The organism is Streptomyces lienomycini (assembly GCF_027947595.1).
GTDB classification, from domain to species: domain Bacteria; phylum Actinomycetota; class Actinomycetes; order Streptomycetales; family Streptomycetaceae; genus Streptomyces; species Streptomyces lienomycini.
Genome location: NZ_CP116257.1, coordinates 3,010,212 through 3,025,838 on the forward strand (window position 1 = coordinate 3,010,212; position 15,627 = coordinate 3,025,838).

16 protein-coding genes and 1 pseudogene are annotated in these 15,627 nt (G+C 70.4%); 7 read left to right on the top strand and 10 right to left on the bottom strand.

The genetic code is table 11. From position 1 onward, the window contains the following. Positions 1-212 precede the first annotated feature (212 nt). Entirely contained in the window at positions 213-1,073 is an 861-nt protein-coding gene (locus BJ961_RS13490) for an enoyl-CoA hydratase/isomerase family protein (RefSeq protein WP_271321546.1), read from the bottom strand. Positions 1,074-1,224: 151 nt separating this feature from the next. Between BJ961_RS13490 and BJ961_RS13495 the strand changes: the two genes are divergently transcribed. After that, entirely contained in the window at positions 1,225-1,842 is a 618-nt protein-coding gene (locus BJ961_RS13495) for a TetR/AcrR family transcriptional regulator (protein ID WP_271321547.1), read from the top strand. A gap of 281 nt (positions 1,843-2,123) precedes the next feature. Here the strand turns inward: BJ961_RS13495 and BJ961_RS13500 are convergent, their stop codons facing one another. Both BJ961_RS13500 and BJ961_RS13505 read right to left on the bottom strand, forming a co-directional pair. Further along, a complete protein-coding gene (locus BJ961_RS13500; protein ID WP_271321548.1) occupies positions 2,124-2,369 on the bottom strand; it encodes a hypothetical protein in 246 nt (81 codons plus the stop codon). Positions 2,370-2,547: 178 nt separating this feature from the next. Further along, a complete protein-coding gene (locus tag BJ961_RS13505; RefSeq protein WP_271321549.1) occupies positions 2,548-3,099 on the bottom strand; it encodes a hypothetical protein in 552 nt (183 codons plus the stop codon). 93 nt (positions 3,100-3,192) lie between these two features. On the opposite strand from BJ961_RS13505, the pseudogene BJ961_RS13510 reads away from it, so the two are divergent. Further along, positions 3,193-3,576 (top strand): annotated as a pseudogene (locus BJ961_RS13510) (helix-turn-helix domain-containing protein); the annotation flags it as partial. Positions 3,577-3,663: 87 nt separating this feature from the next. On the opposite strand, the gene BJ961_RS13515 reads toward BJ961_RS13510, so the two are convergent. Next, entirely contained in the window at positions 3,664-4,821 is a 1,158-nt protein-coding gene (locus BJ961_RS13515) for an MFS transporter (RefSeq protein WP_271321550.1), read from the bottom strand. Positions 4,822-4,934: 113 nt separating this feature from the next. On the opposite strand from BJ961_RS13515, the gene BJ961_RS13520 reads away from it, so the two are divergent. After that, positions 4,935-5,393 (top strand): winged helix-turn-helix transcriptional regulator, encoded by a 459-nt coding sequence (locus tag BJ961_RS13520; protein ID WP_271417040.1) that lies wholly within the window; start codon positions 4,935-4,937, stop codon positions 5,391-5,393. 51 nt (positions 5,394-5,444) lie between these two features. Here BJ961_RS13520 and BJ961_RS13525 read toward each other — a convergent pair whose 3' ends face one another. Next, complete coding sequence (locus tag BJ961_RS13525; RefSeq protein WP_271321551.1) at positions 5,445-5,669, bottom strand: hypothetical protein; 225 nt, start codon at positions 5,667-5,669, stop codon at positions 5,445-5,447. Positions 5,670-5,860: 191 nt separating this feature from the next. Between BJ961_RS13525 and BJ961_RS13530 the strand changes: the two genes are divergently transcribed. Beyond that, positions 5,861-7,174 (top strand): MFS transporter, encoded by a 1,314-nt coding sequence (locus BJ961_RS13530; protein ID WP_271321552.1) that lies wholly within the window; start codon positions 5,861-5,863, stop codon positions 7,172-7,174. Between the two features lie 89 nt (positions 7,175-7,263). Next, complete coding sequence (locus BJ961_RS13535) at positions 7,264-8,064, top strand: alpha/beta fold hydrolase (RefSeq protein ID WP_271321553.1); 801 nt, start codon at positions 7,264-7,266, stop codon at positions 8,062-8,064. Between the two features lie 153 nt (positions 8,065-8,217). Here the strand turns inward: BJ961_RS13535 and BJ961_RS13540 are convergent, their stop codons facing one another. Next, complete coding sequence (locus tag BJ961_RS13540) at positions 8,218-8,790, bottom strand: TetR/AcrR family transcriptional regulator (protein ID WP_271321554.1); 573 nt, start codon at positions 8,788-8,790, stop codon at positions 8,218-8,220. Positions 8,791-8,938: 148 nt separating this feature from the next. Here BJ961_RS13540 and BJ961_RS13545 point away from each other — a divergent pair, with 148 nt between their 5' ends. Together BJ961_RS13545 and BJ961_RS13550 are read left to right on the top strand one after the other, a co-directional pair. Beyond that, positions 8,939-9,997 carry an oxidoreductase gene (locus tag BJ961_RS13545; RefSeq protein ID WP_271417041.1) on the top strand — a complete coding sequence of 353 codons (1,059 nt, stop codon included), beginning with the start codon at positions 8,939-8,941 and terminating at the stop codon, positions 9,995-9,997. 653 nt (positions 9,998-10,650) lie between these two features. Further along, on the top strand, positions 10,651-11,856 hold the full coding sequence (locus BJ961_RS13550) for an oxygenase MpaB family protein (RefSeq protein ID WP_271321555.1): 1,206 nt from the start codon (positions 10,651-10,653) through the stop codon (positions 11,854-11,856). Between the two features lie 39 nt (positions 11,857-11,895). Here BJ961_RS13550 and BJ961_RS13555 read toward each other — a convergent pair whose 3' ends face one another. The 4 genes from BJ961_RS13555 to BJ961_RS13570 all read right to left on the bottom strand — a co-directional run bounded on the left by BJ961_RS13555 (position 11,896) and on the right by BJ961_RS13570 (position 15,373). Further along, positions 11,896-13,059 (bottom strand): TetR/AcrR family transcriptional regulator, encoded by a 1,164-nt coding sequence (locus BJ961_RS13555; protein ID WP_271321556.1) that lies wholly within the window; start codon positions 13,057-13,059, stop codon positions 11,896-11,898. A 66-nt stretch (positions 13,060-13,125) separates the two neighbouring features. Continuing rightward, the gene (locus BJ961_RS13560; protein ID WP_271321557.1) at positions 13,126-14,217 is read right to left on the bottom strand and encodes an NAD(P)-dependent alcohol dehydrogenase; all 1,092 of its coding nucleotides are present in this window, start codon (positions 14,215-14,217) and stop codon (positions 13,126-13,128) included. Continuing rightward, the gene (locus tag BJ961_RS13565; RefSeq protein ID WP_271321558.1) at positions 14,214-14,681 is read right to left on the bottom strand and encodes a DUF4334 domain-containing protein; all 468 of its coding nucleotides are present in this window, start codon (positions 14,679-14,681) and stop codon (positions 14,214-14,216) included. Before BJ961_RS13565 ends, BJ961_RS13560 begins: the two co-directional genes overlap by 4 nt. 23 nt (positions 14,682-14,704) lie before the next feature. Further along, positions 14,705-15,373 (bottom strand): TetR/AcrR family transcriptional regulator, encoded by a 669-nt coding sequence (locus tag BJ961_RS13570; protein ID WP_271321559.1) that lies wholly within the window; start codon positions 15,371-15,373, stop codon positions 14,705-14,707. Positions 15,374-15,627: the final 254 nt, after the last annotated feature.

Sequence of the window (15,627 nt, forward strand, 5' to 3'; positions counted from 1 at the left end):
CTATGCGCGGGCCGAACGGCGTTGTCAAACCTACGGCTGCTTGTGCCATCCACCCCTCTGGTCGCTGCTTCCGGCGCTTCAGCGGGTCGTGTTACCGACAGGCCCGGCGAATGGAGGTCGTCGACCTGACCACTCGTCAACGCGCGTGCCGGCGATGGCTGAGGAACTCTTCCCGCGCAGCCTCTGTCCACGGATGGCGAGAGCTTGGGCATTCAGATGCTGTTGGCGATGCGCTCGTGGTCCCGTTCACCCTCGCGGGTCTGGATACCGGCAGCGAGCAGCTTGTGGGCGAGTTCGGTGACGTCGTCGCCGAACGCCGCGTACAGGCCCTCGTTCTCCACGGCGTACGCCGTGTGAGGAATCGGAGGAGCGATCGCGTCGACCGCGGCCTTGGTGATGGAGATGACCTCCGGTCGCAGGCCGGCGATCCGTCGGGCCAGGGTGCCGACGAATGCGTCGAGTTCCCCGGCGGGCAGCGCACGGTTGATCAGGCCGTAGCGTTCCGCGAGTTCCGCGCCCACGAGTTCGGCGCCGAGGATGAGTTCCAGCGCGCGGGCGCGGCCCGCGAGGCGCGTCATGTTCACCGTGCCACCGCCTCCGGGGAGAATCCCCATCAAGGACTCCGGCTGTCCCTGCCCTGACTTGCCGATCGCCGCGAAGCGCATGTCCAAGTACATGAAGAACTCGTTGCCCGCGCCACGCGCGAAACCCGCGAGCTTGCCGATGGTGACTTGCGGCAGCGAGCGGACCTCCTCGCTCAGCGCCTGGAGGATGTTCAGCCCCTCGGGAATGGTCGCGTCCGGTGCGGCCGCGATCGCGGCGCGGGTGGCTTCGGGCAGCGCGTCCGGGTCGGTGAGGTAGGCCATGTCACCGTGCGCGATGAAGAACTCCGAGTCGGCGCTCTCGAAGACGATGACGCGGACGTCGGCGTCGTCCCGCACCCGCGCGATGAACGCCCGCAGGGACGGCAGCAGGACCGCGTCCATCAGATTGAGCGGCGGGTGGTCGATTGTCACCGTCGCGACCCCGTCCGAGACGTCGATCGTCAGGGCGGAGAGGTCGTCGTAGCTCATGGGGCGCTCCACTTCACATGAGGGCCGGCGCATGACCGTGCCGCCGACCAGGCAAGCGTCGCGACTTTCAGTGTCGCGACTGACACTGAGTATCAGAGTAGGAATCGAGGCGCATAAAGGCAAACGAGTGTGGCGCAGTACACTTGGCTCCATGAGTGCAGCACCCGTCGGTACCCGTGAGATCGGCCGCCACGCGGTACGAGCAGAGCTGGCCCGCGTGGCGTTCAACCGGTTTTGCCTCACCGGCTTCAACCAGGTCACCTTCGCCGACCTCGCCGAGGCCGCCGGAGTGTCGCGGAGCACTTTCCTGCGCTACTTCGGAACCAAGGAGGACGTAGTCCTGTTCGTCTTCGACCCCGTCGGTGACGTCATCACCGACGCGCTCGACGCCGACCGGGGTAACGAGGACGACTGGGACAGGCTGCGCAACGCCCTGGAATCAGCCGTGACATTCCTCGTGCGCGATGTCCAGGAACTGGTGACGGTCCTCGGCCTCGTCGACCAGACCCCGGCCCTGTGCGCACGGCTCCGCGAGAAGCAGACTGAATGGCGGCCGGAGATCGTCGCCCGGCTGCGGGAGACGGCCTCCTCGGCCGACGGATCACCGGTCATCGCCAACGTGCGCGCGGCAGCAGCACTCGAATGCCTGTGGATCGTCCTCGGGCAGTGGAGTGCGAGCGGCGGCCAAGAAGACCTTGGCGACCTGCTGGACGCTGCGTTCGCCGCCTTCTCGCCCCCGGCACGCCAGCAGACGGCCGCTTCGCTGTAAAGGGCCGAGGCGGCGGCTTCTCGGCGGTGCCGAAGCGGCCGGAAGGAGTGATTGGCCCGGCGGCGATGATCGCGTCGTCGGAGTCCAGCCCCGGCCGCGAGTGCAAGAGTGGGGTGTCGATCCGGCCGAAGCGGACGGTGTCCACGCCCAGCCGTGCAGGGCCGCCGAGGCCCCCACAGCACCTATCTGCGCAACCTCTAGAAGGGTCCCCGGTCCCCAATGACGGCGGATACCGGGGAGGTATCACTGAGAGGGGCCCGTCACGTAGCTCGCATCGTCCCCTACGAGAACGCCGGCTCGGACGTGCCACCGAAGTGCTCATCGGGCCGCCAGGTTTCCCGCTCAGGTTCGACACGGTCGTCCCGGTCCCAGGGGACCTGCTGGAGCGGCTGACGTACACATCCCGCCGGGGCGAGCGACTGCTCAAGCACGTCGAGGACGGGCGCCTGATCCGTGCAACGAGCCTTCAGGGCATCCACCGCCTCGCCGCCGACTCCGCCGAAGAGCTTGACCAGCTGATTCGCCACGCCGGCCCGAGCGCAGGAGCCGATGAAGTTTGATGAGATCAAGGCGTCCTTCTGGAGCGGACACACCTATGATGTCCAGCCGCCTGACCGGCACGACCGTCGCCGACGCGGAGCCAGGGGCTGTCCCGCAAAGATCTTGGCTCCGAGTACGGAGCAGTCTGGAGAGCTGGCGAGGTGTTCAGCCGGTGGTTCGTGAGGTGTCCAGGGAGCGGGCGAAGCCGGCGAGTGTGTGGAAGTCGTTCTCCCGGAGGCCGATCCGCGGGTCGACGTGGTGGAGAAGCCCGGACCCTTGGTGGTGGACGGTCACGTAGGTCTGATCCAGCTCGCTTTGCTCGTCGTCCACCCAGGCGAAGGGACGGTCGTACGCGTAGTCCACCAGCGGCCCGGTCTTCCAGTGCACTCCATCAGGGCGTTCTTGGAGCAGGACGTCGCCGAAGTCCACGAAGGGAAGTTCCGGAAGGCCGAGGACCGGGGCGATACACCGGTTGGCGTCGTCCATCCATGTGGTGGCCCAGCACAACTCGAAACCGAGCTGGAGCAGGAATCGTCCGTGTTCCGGGTTGAGCCAGACACGCAGGGGGCGCCGTCGGGACGAGAAGCCACTGTCGTCCTCATCGACGTCGTTTCGGGGGACTCTGAGTGTGGTGTAGCCGTCGGGACGCCTCTCCGGCTTGGCTGCATAGGGGTTGAGCGGCCCGTCCACGTCGAGGAACAGCAGCGGTCGGTTCACGGTTTCCCCCGGTCTTGCGCACTGTGGACTGCCCCGATCAGCGTAGTCGTGGGGTTGTCTCGGCATTGAGCCGGCCTGAGTGATCATCATGATGTGGCGAGTGTGATCACGGCATCGGAGCCTTCCTGGACAACCCCGTTCACGGGGCTGAACCCGCGCTGCTTCGGCAAGTTGCTGACCACGCTGCGGCGCGATGGAGCAGATGCGGTCCATCGAGGACGGCCATGGAGTTTGCCGCTGGAGGACCGGATGTTGCTGGTCACGGCCTACTGGCGCACCAATCTGACGTTGCGGCAGTTCGCTCCGCTGTTCGGCGTCTCGAAGTCCACGGCCGGTCGGGTCAACAACCACCTCGGACCCCTGCTCGCACTCCAGCCCCGCAAGCGGTTCGCCAAGGACACCGTGCTCATCGGGGACGGCACCCTGGTACCCACCCGCGACCACACCGACGCCGAGCGGTCGAAGAACTACCGGTACCCCCGGTGGACAGCGGTGCGTTCGCATGGGTCATGTACTGATTCGCCTTCCCCACGGGTCTGGGCTGCGCGGGACAGGATGGGGCAGTTACACGAGCGCGTCTCGTCGCGCATCGGCCGCTGGGTGCCGGTTGACGGCCCAGACAAGGAGTGCGCACAGGGCGAAGGCGGCGCCGAGAAGGCTGGATCCAGCCCACCCCGCGGCCGAGTACACCGCGGTGGTGCCGGTTGCTCCGAGGGCAGAGCCCAAGGAGTAGAAGAGCATGTAGCCGCCGATGACGCTGCTCGTCTGGTGTGAGTACGCGGCCGTCAGCAGGTGTTGATTGCTGACGTGTACTGCCTGCACCGCGAAGTCGAGAACGATCACGCCGACGATCACCGGCCAGAGCGACCAGGACGCTTGTCCCGTCGCCAGCCATGAAGCAGCCAGCAGGGCAAGCGCACCGCCGGTGATGGTGTGGGCGCGGCCGGCGTCGGCCCCCTGCCCGGCTCGGGAGGCGCCCAGCGCCCCGGCGAGCCCGGCGATCCCGAAGAGACCGATCTGGGCCGTGCTCAGATGCCATGGTTCGGCTGCGAGCGGCAGCGCCAGGCCGCTCCACAGCGTGCCGAAGGAAGCGAACAGGAAGAACGCGATCAGTCCACGTGAGACGAACAGGCGCTCACGGAACAGGCGCCCCAGCGAGACCATGACCGCGCCATACGAGGCCTGGCGGTCGCGCGGGTCGGATGGCAGGAGCTTCAACACGAAGCAGGCGAGCGCGAGGAGGAGCACGGTGATCGCCACGTAGATGCTTCGCCAGCCCCAGAGCGCAGCGAGACTGCCGGCGACCACGCGCGCTCCGAGAATGCCGATGATGACACCGGAGGTCACGGCTCCGAGTGTGCGGCCGCGTTCCGCTGCGGTGGACAGGTCGGCGGCGAAGGCGACCGTGGTCTGAACAACGACCGCGAAGAGGCCGGCGAGGGCCAGCCCGGCAAGCAGGAGCCACAGCTGGGCAGCGACCGCGGCCAGGGCCGTGCCGACCGCGGCGAGGAGAAGGTGCCCGGCGATGAGCTTGCGCCGGTCGAACATGTCGCCCAGAGGGACAAGAAGAGCCAAGCCGATCAGGTAGCCGAGCTGCCCGGTGGTGACGATCCATCCCAAGTCGGCTTCCGGCAGGCCCAGGTCACCGCCGATCTGGGCCAGTACGGGCTGCGCCACGTAGATCGTCGCGACTGTGACCGCGCAGATCACGGCGAACAGCATCCTCCGGCCAGACGTGAGACTCACTGACACACCCCCCGATGAGTAGCAAATTGAAACCAAAATGAAGGTACGGCAGAATGGTTTCGATCCGCAACTCTTCAGGAGGAGTCATCATGGCTCGCACTGTGTCCCGTGCGAAGGAGATGTCCTGGACCGACCCCGCCTGCCCCGTCGCACGCACGCTCGACCTGGTCGGAGACCGGTGGAGCCTGCTGATCATTCGCGACGCGATGGACGGCGCGCGAGCGTTCACCGACTTCCAGCACCGCACGGGAATCGCGCGAAACATCCTCACCGACCGCCTGCGACGCTTGGTCGAACGAGGAATCCTCGAGCGGCAGACCGCCCCGACCGGACGGCGACAGAACTACGTCCTCACAGCCGCGGGCCGAGACCTCTTCGCCGTCATCGTGGCCGCGCGTCAGTGGGGTGAACGGCACGCCTTCGCACCGGCCGAAACGCATTCAGTTCTCGTTGATGAGAGCGGTGTCCCGCTCCCGGAGCTCCGTCCTGTCGACGTGCACGGCAGGTCCGCGGACATCGATACGACCTCTGTGCGGCACGAGCGCTGACTGCTGGGGGAGCCATCTGACAGCCCCGGCGCGCGGCGGCATGGCCGGCCATCAGCGCCGGGTCAACCGCGAGATGCCGGGTATCAGCGTCTGGTCGGGCCACAGCGCAGCTGGCGTGGAGCACGCGCCGGACAGCTGCGGACCCGCGCTGCCGCCCCCGCCCTCCGCAGCCTCGAAGTGGGTCCGCTCCGTGCGGGCCCACTCGCGCAGGGTCTCCAGACGCATGCACAGATACTGCTGCCCGACGGTCACCGGTAGCGGCAGCGAAGCGTTCACGGACCTTCCAGGAGAACGGCGTCGTTCCAGGTCGGCGGCGTGACGACGCGTGTGACGCACGAGAGTCCGCCCGCCCGGAGGGTTTCTCGGGCCGACTACGTGACGCAGTCAACACTGCGTTTATATTGCAGCTGTCGCTGCGTTTTGGGTTAGGCTCTCCATCTAAAGGCAATGATCACTGCGAGGTTCGCATGTCTTTGTACGCCGCCCTCACCGCCGTCACCCGCACTGTGGTCGACCGACCCGGTGGTGGGCCCCACCGCCCGCACCGCCCGCACCGCCCGCCGCCGGAGGACAAGCACCGCCGCGGTGGGACAGGCGCCTTCGCCGCGGTCGCCGCCGTACTCGTTCTCTTCCTGGCCGCCTCCAGCGCACCGTCCCCGCTGTACGTGATCTACCAGCAGCAGTGGGGCTTCTCCGCCTGGGTGCTGACCGTTGTCTTCGCCCTCTACGTGGTCGGCCTGCTCGGCGCGCTGCTCACCGTCGGCGGGCTCTCCGACCACCTAGGCCGGCGGCCTGTCCTGGCCGGGGCAATCGGCCTGGAGATGATCGCCCTCGTTCTGTTCCTCACCGCCGGGAACGTGGTCGTACTGTCCGTCGCCCGGGTGCTGCAGGGCATCGCGACCGGCGCCGCGACCACGACCCTGAGCGCCACCCTCGTCGACCTGGAACCGGCCCGTGCCCGCGGCCGGGCCGGTGTCATCAACTCGGTGGCCCCCTTGACCGGCCTCGCCTTCGGTGCCCTCGGCTCCGGCGTCCTGGTGGAGTACGGCCCCGCCCCGACCCGCCTCGTCTACGGGATGCTGATCGCCGGCATGGTCCTCGCCGCGCTGCTCGTGACCCGGATGCCGGAGACCGCGCAGCGCCGGCCCGGCGCCCTGGCCTCGCTCCGCCCGAAGGTCGCCATGCCCTCCCATCTGCGGGCGGACATCGTCCCGGTGATCCCGGTCATGATCGCCAGCTGGGCGCTGACCGGGATGTACCTCTCCCTCGGGCCGTCCGTCGCGGCCCAGCTCTTCGGCGTGCGCAGCCACCTGATCGGCGGCGTCGTCGTCACACTGCTGGCCGGCACCGGAGCGCTCGCGATCTTCCTGCTCCGCTCCCGCCCGGCATCCGCGCTGCTCGCCCCCGCGTCCGTCCTGCTCGGCCTCGGCACCCTGGTCTCGCTGGCCGGTGTGACCCAGAACCAGGCCCTGCTCTCGGCCGCCGGAACCGTCGTCGCCGGATTCGGCGTGGGCGCCTCGGTACTGGCATCCTTCGGCACCTTCACCCGCATCGCCCGCCCGTACGAGCGCAGCGCGGTCTTCACTCTGGCCAACATCATCAACTACCTGGGCAACAGCGTGCCCGCCGTCCTCGGCGGCATCGCCGTCACCCTCCTCGGCCTGCGGACCGCCACCGAGATCTACGCGACCGCCATCGCGGCCATCACCCTCACCGCCCTCACCCTGCGCCTCAATCAACCGCGCGCCCGGCGCCGCACCACCGAGGCGCCGGTCGAGTGAGCCCCCGGCCCGCCCCGCCGCGCCGCCCACCACGAACCGTTCCGCGACGGGGGCGTCACACCCCGCCCATCACCAAGGAGACACACACCATGACGACGGAAACCACCACGGGGCAGCACCGCCGGGTCCAGCGCGGCGACCACACCACGATCCGGTACACGGCGAGCGGCCCGGCCGACGGCCCCACACTGGTCCTGATCCACGGCTGGGCCCTCAGCCGCGACGACTACGACGAGGTGACCCGCCATCTGCCGAAGGGCCACCGGGTGCTCGCGGTCGACCTGGCCGAGCACGGTGAGTCCCGCTCCACGCGGGACATCTGGACGATCGAGGAGTTCGCCCACGACGTGGCGGCCGTGCTGGAGGCCGAGTCGGTCGGCTCGGCCGTGGTCGCCGGACACTCCATGGGCGGCGCCGTCGCCGTCGAACTCGGCCGGCTGCTGCCCGACACCGTCTCGCACATCGTCGCCCTGGACGCCCTGCACTACCTGGGCCTGTTCCCGGCACAGGGGGACAAGGAAGCGGAGGAGGCACGACGTGCCTTCCGGGAGGACTTCGACGGCGCGGTACGGGGTCTGGTCGAGGGCGGCACACCGGCCGGCATCGATCCCGCCCTCGGTGAGGTCTACTTCGGCAAGATGTCAGCCGTGCGACAGCCCGCCGGACGACGGGCGATCGAGGGTCTGATCGACTGGGACATGGACGCCGTCCTGCGCGAGACCCGGCAGCCCATCACCGTCTTCGCGATACGCGCGCTCACCGGCCGGGACGCGCTCGAGCGCTACCGGGACCGCTTCGACATCGTCCTGACGGACCTCGGCAGCCACCACTTCCCCGTCGAGGCCCCCGAAGCGACCGCCAGGTTCCTCGCCGAGGTGATGGCCCGGTAACGGTCACGTACCCCCGTCCCGAGTGCTCGGTGCGGCCGTTCCCACGGGCCCGGCTCGCGCCGGGCCCGGAGGCCGCTGCCGGGTCCTCCACCATGCCGACCAGGGGAAACGGGTGCCCCTCCAGGGGCCCAGAGCCGCCGCGGGGCAGGTTCGTCACTCCGGCAGCAGGTGGGAGACGAGGTCGCGTGCCCATCGGGGGGAGAGGGGCTCGTTGGTGAAGACCGCCCGGTAGTAGAGGGGGGCGAGCACGGCGTCGGTGGTGCGTTCCAGTGTCGGCGGTTGTCCGCCGCGGGCCTTCTCGCGTTCGAGCATGGCTTCGAGCCCCGCCTGCCGCTCGCCGCGACAGGCCGCCGCCCCCTGTTCACCACCGGTGCCGATGGTGGCGCGGACCAGCGCGAGGGTGTCCGGGTCGCCGAGGTCCCGGGCCAGGTCGTAGGCGTAGCGCTCCAGGTCCTCGCGCAGGCTCTTGGTGTCCGGTACCACGATGTCGCCGCTGAAGCGACTGGTGGCGACGTCCGCCAGCAGGTCGCCCATGGAGCCCCACCGGCGGTAGACCGTGGTGGCGTGCACCCCGGCGCGGGCGGCCACCGCGGGGATCGTCAGCACATCGGCGTTGTCCTCCCGCACGAGTTCCTGGACGGCCCGGTGGACGGCCGCGCGGACCTTGGCGGAGCGGCCGCCGGGACGGGAACCGGCGTTGGGCGAGGACGGGGGCGACGACGTCATGACGCCATTGTCGCATTGATCGCTGCTTTTTAAGTGCACTGATAACTGCGTTTGTGTTACTTTGAACCCTCAAAAGCAGTAATCATTGCGAGTTGCTTCTCGGGAAGTGAGTTCACCTGTGTCCAGCCCAGAATCCCCCGTGCCTGCGATGCGCCCCCTGCGGCTGCGGGACGTGACCGTCGCCAACCGTGTATGGATGTCGCCGATGGCCCAGTACGCGGCGGGAGCGGACGGCAAGCCCGGAGACTGGCACCTGGTGCACTACGGGTCCCGTGCGGTCGGCGGCGTGGGCCTGCTCGTGGTCGAGGCCACCGCCGTGGGACCGGGCCACCGCGCCACCTCGGCCGACCTCGGCCTGTGGAACGAGGAGCAGGCCGCCGCGCACCGGCGTCTGACCTCGTTCCTGTCCGGCCGCGGCACCGTCCCCGCCGTCGAACTCCAGGCCGCGGGGCGCAAGGGATCCCATCAGCTTCCGTGGGTGGGGGCGGGGCAGAACGGCTCGGTGGGCCCGTCCGACGGCGGCTGGGAGACCATCGGGACGACGGCGGCCCCCTTCGGTGACCTGCGCGCTCCCCGCCCGGCGTCGCACGCCGAGCTCGACGAGGTGGTCGGCGCCTTCGCCCACGCCGCCCGGATGGCCGACCTGGCGGGGTACGGCGCCGTCGAGATCCAGGGGGCGCACGGATACCTCCTGCACGAGTTCCTCTCGCCGCTGACCAACCACCGCGCGGACGAGTACGGCGGCAGCCTGGAGAACCGGACGCGCCTGCCCCTGCGGGTGGCCCGCGCGGTGCGGGAGGCGTTCCCGGACGGCAAGCCCGTCCTCTTCCGCATCACCGCCACCGACTGGATCGAGGGCGGCATCACCATCGAGGAGTCGGCCCTGTTCGCCAAGGAGCTGGCGGCCGCGGGCGTCGACCTCCTCGACGTCTCCTCCGGCCTGGCCGTACGGGACGAGGAGGCCCGCCCGCCCGTGCGCGAGGCGGTCCACGTCGACCTGGCGAACACGCTGCGGGAGGCCTCGGGACTGCCCATCGCCCCGGTCGGTCAGATCGGCGAACTGTCCTCGGCCTACGCGCTCGTGGCGGACGGACGGGCGGATGCGGTGATGCTGGGCCGCGCGCTGCTGCGCGACCCCTACCTCGCCCTGCGCCGGCGCGCGTCGGACCGGGTCGCCTGGCCCGTCCAGTACCACCGCGCGCTGTGATCCCCCGAGTCGGACCGGTCGCGTGTTCCGCCCGGTGCCGCGCGCCGGCCTGACGCGGGCTGCGGAGCCGTGGGTTGGCCACGTGGAGCAAGATCTACCCTGCCCTCGGCGGCTGGAGGCTCGCTTCCGGCGGTGGATCGCGGGCGTGCAGGGGGAGCACGTGATCGCCCTCGCCGAGGATGGCGCGCGGACTCCGCTGAAGGTGGACTGATGGAACCACCCCGCCTCGACGGGCGGGTTGCAGGCGGCCCGCCCCGTCGGGAGTCGCCGAGGCCGTAGCCGAGTGTCTGCGGCCGGGTCGCCCGGATCGCCGAACACCGCCGGCCGGTGCGCCGCACTTCTCGGCTTCGAGAACCGCGGGCTCCGCGGGCGTCGGACGCGATCTGCATCGCCGCCCGTTACCGAACGCACCGTTCGCTCACGCTCGGGTGGCGGCCCTGGTGGCCGGCGCGGCGGCGGCCGGCTGGCTCCTGCCGGCCCCTTCGCCGTTCACCTGACATCCCTTGGTCGCCCCCATTGCTCACGGTGACTCGCCTCGCTATGTTAATGAAGAATCACATCACTCGGCAGGGCCCGACGCGTGGTGGGTACTCAACTGACGTGCGGAAACGACTCATAGCACCGTCTGACCCTCAGGGAAGCGGGTTTGGTCAATGGAGAATCTCAGCAGGCGAGGAGTTCTGTCGCTCGGTGTCGCGCTCGGGCTCGTGGGCGTGGCGGACAGCGCGAAGGCGTGGGCGTGGCCGTCGGCCGGCTCGGTGGCGGGCTCCGGCACGGGGGCCGATCCGGAGTACGTCTGGGACGACGCGACCGACCCCCTGATGGCCACGCTGATCAAGAACGGCAGCGTCCCGGTGATCAACACCGCGATGAAGGGGTGGGTGAACAACGGCGACCCGCTGCCCGGCGGTCTGCCGTCCGCCCTCACCGCACATCTGCGCCAGGTCAACAGGCTGCCCTCCTGGGCCGACCAGGCCAAGCTGACCCGCGCGGCCGACTTCAACCGGCGCAGGGACACCTACCTGTTCATGCTGTACGGCCTCGGCAGCGGCATCATGAGTACCGTGATCCCGCGCGAGGCCAGGAGCGTCTACTGGTCGGCGGGCGGCGCCGACATGCAGGACCGCGCGGCCAAGACCTTCACGTTCGGCTACGACCTCTCCCAGCTGAAGGCCTTCGAGCCGACGGGCCAGTTCGTCGTCACCGCCAACAAGACCCGACTGGTGCACGCGGCCGTGCGGCACCTGCTGCCCCAGTCGCCGCACTGGACCTCCGGCGCCGACCAGGACATCCCGATCAGCGCCGCAGACATCCTCGTCACCTTCCACAGCCTGGGCACCTACGTCCACAGCAAGCTGACCGAGTGGAAGATCCCGTTCTCGGCCGAGGACCAGGAGGCGTTCCTGCACTCCTGGCAGGTCGCCCTCCACCTGCTCGGCGTGCCCGACGAGTACATCCCCAAGACGTGGGCCGCCGCGCACGCGCAGTCGGCGCAGGTGCTCACCCCGATCCTCACCCCGACGACCGAGGGCGTCGCACTGGCCGAGGACCTGCTCGGCCTGACCGCGCAGATCGACCTCGGAGTCACCCGCGGGTTCCTGAACGAGTTCGTGCGCCACGTCCTCAGCGACGAGGTCGGCGACTGGCTGGGACTGCGCCGCGACTACGTGGCCGCGGCCCTGGTCCGCACGGCGTGGCCGGCGTACATCAGGTTCCGCGAGGGGCTGTCGCCGATCATGCCCGGCACCTTCTACATGGTGGACCAGTTCATCCGGGCCCTGGCCATGCTGTTCCTCAACAAGGGCTCCTCCGGGACCACCACGCCGATCACCATCCCCACCGGGAACAGGCCCGGCTGAGCCGCCGGTCCGCCCGGCGACGACGCCCGCTCACAGCCCTCACAGCCCCAGGGCCCCGACGACCAGGGCGGTCACGGCGTCACGGTGGTCGGGGCCGTCCTGCCACCGCAGGCTGCGCCCGGCCTCGACCACCACACCGAACCCCGCATGCACCAGCACCCGCGCCTGACGCGGGTCCAACTCCGGGCGGGCGAGGCGCAACTGCTGCTCCCAGACGGCGATGTGTTCCCGCTGGGCGAGGACCAGGGGCCGCCGCAGATCCGCCGGCAGACCCGCCAACTCGGCTTCGGCGACGCTGTTCAGCGCGGTGTACTCGAAGCAGTAGGCCACGTACGTCGCCGCCAGCGCGACCACGGCCTCGCGCGGGCCGGCCACCTCGTGCAGGCTCCGCTCGACCCACTGGGCCAGCAGCCCCGCCGCCTGGAGGCACGCCGCCGCCAGGATGTCGACCTTGCCGGGGTAGTGACGGTAGAGCGCGGACGGGGCCAGGCCCACCTCGCGCGCGATCTGGCCGTTCGTGACGTTCGCGAACCCGTCCCGCGCGAACAGCGGGATGGCGGCCGCCAGGATCTCCGCGCGCCGGGTGCGCGGCACCGGCCGTCCGGGCGGCTTTGCCGGGCCCGGGCCCCCGTGGAACGCGGCGGTATCGGTGGCGGCCACCCGCAGCGCGGACGCCGACAGCAGGCTCTCGGCCCGGCGCCCGGCGATCGAGGTGTGGTGCATCGTGATGGAGCCGATCGCACCGAGGGCGGCCACGGCCCGCAGGCGCTCGTCGGCCGGCGGGTACTCGCGCCGCACCGCCTCGTCGACCCGCTCGACCACCCGCCCGAACTTCGTCCGCAGACGCCGGCGGTCCTCACGGTTGAGGTACCGCGCCTCCCACCGGTACACGCCGCCCGAGGCCCGATGGGCGACGGTGACCCGGGTGGCGGCGGCGAGCACGTCCGTCAGGGGAGCGCCCGGCGGCACCTCGTCGAGCGCGGCGACCAGCCCGTCGACCATGCCGTCGGCGCACTCGGCGAAGAGCGCGTACTTGTTCGGGAAGTGCCGGTACAGGGCCGCCGCCGTGATGCCCACGCCGGTGGCGATCTCCTCCATGGACGCCCGGTGGTAGCCGCGCTCGCTGAAGACCCGGCCCGCCGCCTCGACGATGAGCCGCTTGCGGTTGCGGGGTCGGGCAGCGGTGGTCGGATCGGCGGTCACCGGCGGACGGGCGGGTGCGGAGGCGGGACCATGCCGTTCAGTCAACCACACCCCGCCCGGGCCGGTTCAGCCGAAGGTGAGGACCGGCTTGACCACGCTGCCGTCGCGCATGGCGGCCACGGCGGCGCCGATCTCCTCGAAGGGGAACGCGGTGACCAGCCGCTCCAGCGGGAAGTGCCCGCGCCGGTGGAGGTCGATCAGTTCGGGGACGAAGCGGGCGGGGTCGGAGTCGCCCTCCATCACCCCGTGCAGGCGGACGCCCTTGGTCATCAGGCGCATCATGTCGAACGTCACCTCGCCGCCGAGACCGAGGAGGGCGAGTTCGCCGCACGGGCGCAGCGCGGCGACGGCACGGTCGAGCATCTCGGGCCGGCCCGTGGTGTCCACGACGTGGTGCGCCCCGCCGCCGGTCAACTCGCGGACCGCCGCGACCAGACCGTCGCCCGGGGGCAGCGCCGAGCGGGCACCCAGCTCGACGGCCAGGTCCCGCCGGGAGGCGACCGGGTCGACGGCCACCACCGGGTCGCAGCCCACGGCCACCGCGGCCATCAGCGCGCTCAGCCCGACCCCGCCGGCCCCGAGGACCACGAGCGACGTCCCCGGCTCGGGACGCAGCCGGTTGAGCACGGTCCCCGCACCCGTCTGACCCCCGCAGCCCAGCGGCGCGGCGAGCACGGCCGGCAGGTCGGAGGGGACCTTGACCACCCCGCGTTCGTGCACCACGGCGTGCGTGGCGAAGCTGGACTGCCCGAAGAAGCCGCCGTGCAGCGGGGCACCGTCGAGACGGAGCGGGGTGGTGCCGTCGCCGCGCCCGCCGGAGAGATTGAGGGACCGCGCCGCGTCGCAGTACGCCGGCTGCCCCGCCGTACACCGCGCACAGGCGCCGCAGCTGGCGAACGTGAGGCAGACGGCGTCCCCCGGCGCGAGGCCGGTCACCTCCGCGCCCACCGCCTCGACCCGGCCGGCGCCCTCGTGACCGAAGACCATGGGGGTGAGCCGTCGGGGCCAGCCGGCCTGGATCCCCAGATCCGTGTGGCACACCCCCACCGCCGTCATCCCGACCAGCACCTCGCGCGGCCGCGGGTCCTCCAGCTCCACCTCCCGGAGGCTGAACGGCGCACCCGGCACGCGGACGACCGCGGCACGGGCACGCCTCACGGGCGCTCCAGGAAGAAGTAGTAGTAGGGGCCGTCGGCGGGGACGCCCTTGGCGTTCATGATGCCCATGAGGGTGGTGTCGTCGACCCGCTTGAAGTGGTCGAGGACCGGCCGGCCGTCGTAGACCATCGTGGCCGTCGGCTCGCCGCGGAACTCGACGGTCCACAGGCTGGCCTCGCCCTTGCCCAGTTCGAGGTTGGAGTACAGCTCGCCCGCCGCGTCGCGGCACATCAGGGGCTTGGCGTCGTGCACGGAGTCGAACGTCTTGCCGTACCAACTCGCCTTCGCCAGTTCGCCGTTGAGGGGATGACCGGTGTCGAACTCGCCGCCCTTCCACTCGCCGAGGATCTCCTCGGGCCGGACGGTGTCCAGTTCGGTCCACACCTCGTCCAGTGCGGCCGCCTCGACCCGGCCCTTCGTCTCGCGGAGCGCCTGGAAGCGGGTACGGGCCTGGAGCGGGTCCATGCGGTGTCCTCTCTTCGGTGTCGTCAGGAGCTGTACGGCGCCGGGTCCCGGCGGGCGGGGGAACGCACAGGGTGCCCCACGGTGCCCAGGCTCAGCAGGACGTGCCGTTCGGCGACCTCTTCCGCGGTGAGCGGGCCGTCGGGGCGGAACCAGTTGGCGACGCCCTGGCACATGATGAGGACCGCACGGACGGCGTCGGCCGGGATCTCGGTGGTGAACACGCCCTCGGCGCGGCCGGCTTCGACCGTGTCGAGCAGCATGTGCTGGAGGTAGTCCCGCAGGGCCACGTAGCGGGCCCGGTTGGCCGGCTCCAGACTGCGTATCTCGGTGTCCAGGAACGCCAGCGACCTGCGGTGGGCCATGTAGAGCACGATCGACTCGACCATCGCGCAGAACCGCGCCAGCGGAGCGGGCCCCGCCTCGGCGGCCGCCGCCCGGCAGCGGTCCAGGACGTCCTTGATGGACGTCTCCAGCAGGGTCGCCAGCAGGGCCTGCTTGTTCTCGTAGTGGTAGTACAGCGCGGGTACCGTCACGCCGACCCGGCCCGCGATGTTGCGGACCGAAGTGCCGTGGTAGCCCTGCTCGTTGAAGGCTTCCATGGCGTGAACCAGGATCGGATGCAGGTCGAGCGGCCGATAGGAGCGCCAGTGCTGCGCTGGGGCCTTGGTGTCCTGGCTCGGCTCGGTGCTCAACGACTCTCCTCGGGACATGCGTCGACGGGCGACATCGTACGGCCGTGCGTCCGGATCCGTGCCTCCGGGGAGCTTAGCGATCGATAAGCGACCGCGGGGATTCGAGGGAGATCCGCGGAAGATCTGCCCGGGTCCAGTGTGCGACCCCGCCTCCCTGTCCCGTCAAGTACCGCAGAACCTCCTCTCGTTCAGGGCGTTGACCGATCGGCGGGACACTTCTACGTTCTTAGCGAACGCTCAGTAAGGTCCCGGTC

Excerpts from the sequence above, each read along its gene's own strand:
- BJ961_RS13490 (WP_271321546.1), bottom strand. The coding sequence starts at position 1,073 with ATGAGCTACGACGACCTCTCCGCCCTGACGATCGACGTCTCGGACGGG.
- BJ961_RS13495 (WP_271321547.1), top strand. The coding sequence starts at position 1,225 with ATGAGTGCAGCACCCGTCGGTACCCGTGAGATCGGCCGCCACGCGGTA.
- BJ961_RS13515 (WP_271321550.1), bottom strand. The coding sequence starts at position 4,821 with ATGCTGTTCGCCGTGATCTGCGCGGTCACAGTCGCGACGATCTACGTG.
- BJ961_RS13520 (WP_271417040.1), top strand. The coding sequence starts at position 4,935 with ATGGCTCGCACTGTGTCCCGTGCGAAGGAGATGTCCTGGACCGACCCC.
- BJ961_RS13530 (WP_271321552.1), top strand. The coding sequence starts at position 5,861 with ATGTCTTTGTACGCCGCCCTCACCGCCGTCACCCGCACTGTGGTCGAC.
- BJ961_RS13535 (WP_271321553.1), top strand. The coding sequence starts at position 7,264 with ATGACGACGGAAACCACCACGGGGCAGCACCGCCGGGTCCAGCGCGGC.
- BJ961_RS13540 (WP_271321554.1), bottom strand. The coding sequence starts at position 8,790 with ATGACGTCGTCGCCCCCGTCCTCGCCCAACGCCGGTTCCCGTCCCGGC.
- BJ961_RS13545 (WP_271417041.1), top strand. The coding sequence starts at position 8,939 with ATGCGCCCCCTGCGGCTGCGGGACGTGACCGTCGCCAACCGTGTATGG.
- BJ961_RS13550 (WP_271321555.1), top strand. The coding sequence starts at position 10,651 with ATGGAGAATCTCAGCAGGCGAGGAGTTCTGTCGCTCGGTGTCGCGCTC.
- BJ961_RS13565 (WP_271321558.1), bottom strand. The coding sequence starts at position 14,681 with ATGGACCCGCTCCAGGCCCGTACCCGCTTCCAGGCGCTCCGCGAGACG.